5 protein-coding genes are annotated in these 4,116 nt (G+C 52.3%); 4 read left to right on the forward strand and 1 reads right to left on the reverse strand.

Going from position 1 to position 4,116, the window contains the following annotated elements:
• Nucleotides 1-90 precede the first annotated feature (90 nt).
• On the reverse strand, nt 91-351 hold the full coding sequence (locus tag H8Z83_RS18655; RefSeq protein ID WP_187016407.1) for a hypothetical protein: 261 nt from the start codon (nt 349-351) through the stop codon (nt 91-93).
• 162 nt (nt 352-513) lie between these two features.
• Here H8Z83_RS18655 and H8Z83_RS18660 point away from each other — a divergent pair, with 162 nt between their 5' ends.
• The 4 genes from H8Z83_RS18660 to H8Z83_RS18675 all read left to right on the forward strand — a co-directional run.
• Nucleotides 514-2,028: a Y-family DNA polymerase gene (locus tag H8Z83_RS18660; RefSeq protein ID WP_187016408.1), complete on the forward strand. Its 1,515-nt coding sequence runs from the start codon at nt 514-516 to the stop codon at nt 2,026-2,028.
• Nucleotides 2,025-2,432: a YolD-like family protein gene (locus tag H8Z83_RS18665; protein ID WP_187016409.1), complete on the forward strand. Its 408-nt coding sequence runs from the start codon at nt 2,025-2,027 to the stop codon at nt 2,430-2,432. Before H8Z83_RS18660 ends, H8Z83_RS18665 begins: the two co-directional genes overlap by 4 nt.
• 94 nt (nt 2,433-2,526) lie before the next feature.
• On the forward strand, nt 2,527-2,670 hold the full coding sequence (locus H8Z83_RS18670) for a hypothetical protein (protein WP_187016410.1): 144 nt from the start codon (nt 2,527-2,529) through the stop codon (nt 2,668-2,670).
• A 75-nt stretch (nt 2,671-2,745) separates the two neighbouring features.
• Nucleotides 2,746-4,116, forward strand: a 1,371-nt coding sequence (locus H8Z83_RS18675) for a recombinase family protein (protein ID WP_187016411.1), incomplete at its 3' end; no start/stop codon positions are given.

Consider the following 4,116-nt stretch of genomic DNA (forward strand, 5'->3'; position numbering starts at 1 on the left):
GCAAAAGAACTTTAAAAAATATAATGAGGGCCGCTCCATATCCGGGTATAGCAATATGCTTCCAACCAAGACAGGAGCGGCCCTCTGTTTTTATTTCTGAGCTAAAAGATGTGTTTTCAGCAGCACATTCTCTAAGGCTCTATGGTCTTCATGTAGCTGCCACCAGCAGGGCTTCAGAAAGCAGAGAACATTCTCCGCCCATCGGTAGTCCTCTGGCTGCAGCGTTTCCGTTGCAGCGCCAAGCTGGAATGCCGCGTTGCGTCTCCGCACAGAGACATCAACGCTGGCCCGATCCAGATATAAGTTCAGAAAGCCGCAGACGATGGCGGCTTCTTCCGCTGTATAGAACATGTTTTCCCTCCCATTCCGCAAACAGGCATCATTGTAACACGGTGCCCTTGTTTTGAAAATGGGCTGTTTCCACAAGTTTCCTCTCAAAAGTTTGCCACAAACAGTTGTTCGATTTGCGGTGGCATGATATACTGATAGACACTAAGGACGAGGAGGCGCGCTATGCAGCAGAGCGGACGGACATATATCGCCATTGACCTGAAAGCTTTCTACGCCTCCGTAGAATGCATGGAGCGTGGGCTTGATCCTCTGACCACCAATCTGGTGGTGGCTGACGCCAGCCGGACGGAGAAAACCATCTGCCTTGCCGTGTCCCCATCCCTAAAGGCATACGGCATCTCCGGCAGAGCACGGCTTTTTGAAGTGGTGGAGCGTGTCAAGGAAGTCAACGCGGAACGGCGGCACAAAGCTGGCGGCCTTTCCGAAAAGAGCTTCAACGCCAATGAACTGGCGGCTGATCCATCCAGAGAAGTAGATTATCTCATTGCCCCTCCTCGAATGGCAAAATACATCCAGGTCAGCACCCAGGTCTACAACGTATACCTGAAATACATCGCCCCGGAGGACATCCATGTCTATTCCATCGACGAGGTGATGATGGATGTGACGAACTATCTGCAAACTTACCACATGACCGCCCGTGAGTTGGCAAAAGTTATGATCTCGGACGTCCTGCACACCACGGGCATCACAGCCACGGCGGGCATTGGCAGCAATCTCTATCTCTGCAAGGTCGCTATGGACATTATGGCGAAGCACGTGCAGCCGGACAAAGACGGCGTCCGCATTGCGGAGCTTGACGAAATGAGCTACCGTGAGCAGCTTTGGGCGCACCGCCCGCTGACAGATTTCTGGCGCGTTGGGCGCGGTTATGCAAAAAAACTGGAAGCCGTCGGCATCTATACGATGGGCGACATTGCAAGATGCTCCATCGGCAAGCCGAACGAATACTACAATGAAGAACTGCTCTATCGGATGTTCGGCATCAACGCTGAGCTCCTCATCGACCACGCATGGGGCTGGGAGCCGTGCCGGATGCAGGATATCAAGGCATACCGGCCGGAAACGAACAGCGTCTGCTCCGGGCAGGTACTCCAATGCCCGTATTCCTTTGAGAAAGCACGGCTGGTGGTGCGGGAAATGGCGGAAGCCGTCGCGCTGGATCTGCTGGAAAAGAAGCTGGTAACGGATCAGTTGACCCTGACGGTGGGATATGACATTGAAAACACCGCTGGCGGCAGCTACCACGGTGAGACCGTGACAGACCGCTATGGCAGGAAGATCCCCAAGCACACCCACGGAACAGCAAACCTGCCGAGAAAGACATCTTCGGCCCGGAGCATCACGGACGCCGTTCTTGGCGTTTATGACGCAAAGGTCAATCCGAAGCTGTCTATTCGGAGACTTACCATCACAGCCAATCGGTTGGTGGGCGAAGATACGGTACAGCAGGAGCCGGAAGCTCCGGTGCAGTTCAATCTGTTTGACAACGTTGAAGTGCAGGAGCAGCGGCTGCAGGAGGAAGAAGCTGAACTGAAACGGGAGCGCAAAATTCAGGAAGCCATGCTCGACATTAAAAAGAAGTTCGGCAAAAACGCTATCTTAAACGGTGGGAGCTATCTGGAAGGCGCTACTGCTAAAGAACGGAATAAGCAGATCGGAGGGCATAAGGCATGAGCGGACAATACGATGACATCATTCGTCTGCCCCATCCGGATTCGCCAAACCATCCGCGAATGTCCCTCTATGACCGTGCGGCGCAGTTCTCGCCCTTTGCCGCCCTGACCGGTCACAGCGCCGCCATTGCGGAAACCGGGCGGCTGACGGATCGGCGTATGGAACTGGACGAATACGAAATGGCGCGGGTTGACGCGGAACTGCAGCGCCTCCAGGAGCTGCTTCCCAGCAGGCCCACGGCGTCCATCACCTACTTTGTGCCGGATGAACGGAAGAACGGCGGCAGCTACCGAACTGTCACCGGATCGGTCAAGCGGATCGACGCGGTCAACGGCGTGATCCGGATGACGGATCGGCAGTGTATTCCCATCGCGGATGTTTTCAGCATCGAGATCATCCCATAAAGACACTATAACGAAAACTCCCAAACCCATTTGTAAAAGTGGGCTTGGGAGTTTTCATTATCATTCAAATTAAATCAAAAAAGGAGGAATCCGAATGAATCCAAACGCAGATTATCTCGGCATCGTCACCATGCTTCGCAGCCTGCGGGAGCAGGGTCTCATCAGCGGCAGTGAAGCAAAAAAAATCGCCGCGCGGCTGAGGGTACAGCTTGGTGCGGACATCATTATTTCTCTTTGATTTCTTCGCTTTTAGGATAGCTATTGCGGATGTTATATGGTATTGTGTGTTGCTGACGAAGGAGGTGGCAGAGGAATGAGTGATAAGGAGAAAACCAACGGTTCTCTGGCGATGGCTCCGCGGGTCATTACGATTCCGGCAGCGAATCAGGAAACCGCACGAAAACTCCGCGTGGCAGCATATACCCGTGTCAGTTCCAACTCCAAGGATCAAGAACACTCCTTTGCCGCGCAGAATGCCTACTACTCCAAACTCATCACAGACAACCCTGATTGGGAGTTGGCAGACATATATGCCGACCAGGGCATCACCGGCACGTCCATAGATAAGCGGGATGACTTCCTACGGATGATGGAGGACTGCCGAAAAGGGCGCATCGACCGCATCCTTGTGAAATCTTCCTCCCGCTTCGCCCGGAATACCAAGGAAAGTCTGGCGGCTGTACGGGAACTGAAGTCTCTCAACATCAGCGTCTACTTTGAGGAGCAGAATATTGACACCGCACAGGTATCCGGCGAAGTCCTTATCGCCATGTTCGCGGCGCTGGCCCAGCGTGAAAGTGAGGCCATCTCCAGCCGACGGAGATGGAGCTATCAGTTACAAATGCGCAAGGGCCGATTCAATACCTATCAGGCTCCTCTTGGTTTCATGAGAGTTGACGGTAAGCTTGAGATCGTTCCCGAAGAAGCAGCTGTTATCCGAAGAATATTTGAAGAATACCTCTCCGGCGCGAACTCCCGAGAAATTGCGCAAAGGCTGAATGATGGTCATGTGCTCGGCCTGGATTGGAAATATAAGTTAATTGACTACATTCTGAAAAATGAGCGATATGCGGGAAACGCTTTACTTCAAAAACGGTATACAACAGATGCTATTCCGTTCAAATCAAAAAGAAATCATGGCGAAAAAAAGCAGTACTTTGTAGAAGCCATCAATGATGCCATTATATCCCAAGAAACATTTGATCAAGCACAAAAACTGCGCCGTGAACGTAAGGCTGAACAGGGATCACAGCATAGTGAGATATCCAGTCAAATGCGATGCGCTTGTGGTTCCAGAGTTCGCGCAAAACAAGTCAACCACAAATGGTATTGGGTATGCTGCAAGCATGACGAGGGAAATGATTGCCCGCTCAAACCCGTCCCGGAAGAACAGGTATCGCAGGCTTTCTTACGAATGTACTACAAACTCAAACACTATGGCATCGAGGTTCTCACTCAGCTCATCTCTGACCTCCACGCTGCCAAAACCGGCAGTCTCCTCTGGAGTGAAAACATCGTAGAGATCAACAAACAAATATCAGATATTGCCAGTCAGGAACGACTTCTGACCCAGCTCAAGCAGCAGGGCAGCGTCGATCCTGACATTTTTATATCCCGCGGCAATCTGCTTGCGGAGCGCCGCCGGGAACTAAAGCTCCAAAAGGAACGCATCCTGCGGTCTGAG

Origin of the sequence: Dysosmobacter segnis (genome assembly GCF_014297285.1) — a bacterium.
GTDB classification, from domain to species: domain Bacteria; phylum Bacillota; class Clostridia; order Oscillospirales; family Oscillospiraceae; genus Oscillibacter; species Oscillibacter segnis.

Bases quoted from the DNA above. Each gene is read 5' to 3' on its own strand.
- H8Z83_RS18660 (WP_187016408.1), top strand. From the start codon at position 514: ATGCAGCAGAGCGGACGGACATATATCGCCATTGACCTGAAAGCTTTC.
- H8Z83_RS18655 (WP_187016407.1), bottom strand. From the start codon at position 351: ATGTTCTATACAGCGGAAGAAGCCGCCATCGTCTGCGGCTTTCTGAAC.
- H8Z83_RS18665 (WP_187016409.1), top strand. From the start codon at position 2,025: ATGAGCGGACAATACGATGACATCATTCGTCTGCCCCATCCGGATTCG.
- H8Z83_RS18670 (WP_187016410.1), top strand. From the start codon at position 2,527: ATGAATCCAAACGCAGATTATCTCGGCATCGTCACCATGCTTCGCAGC.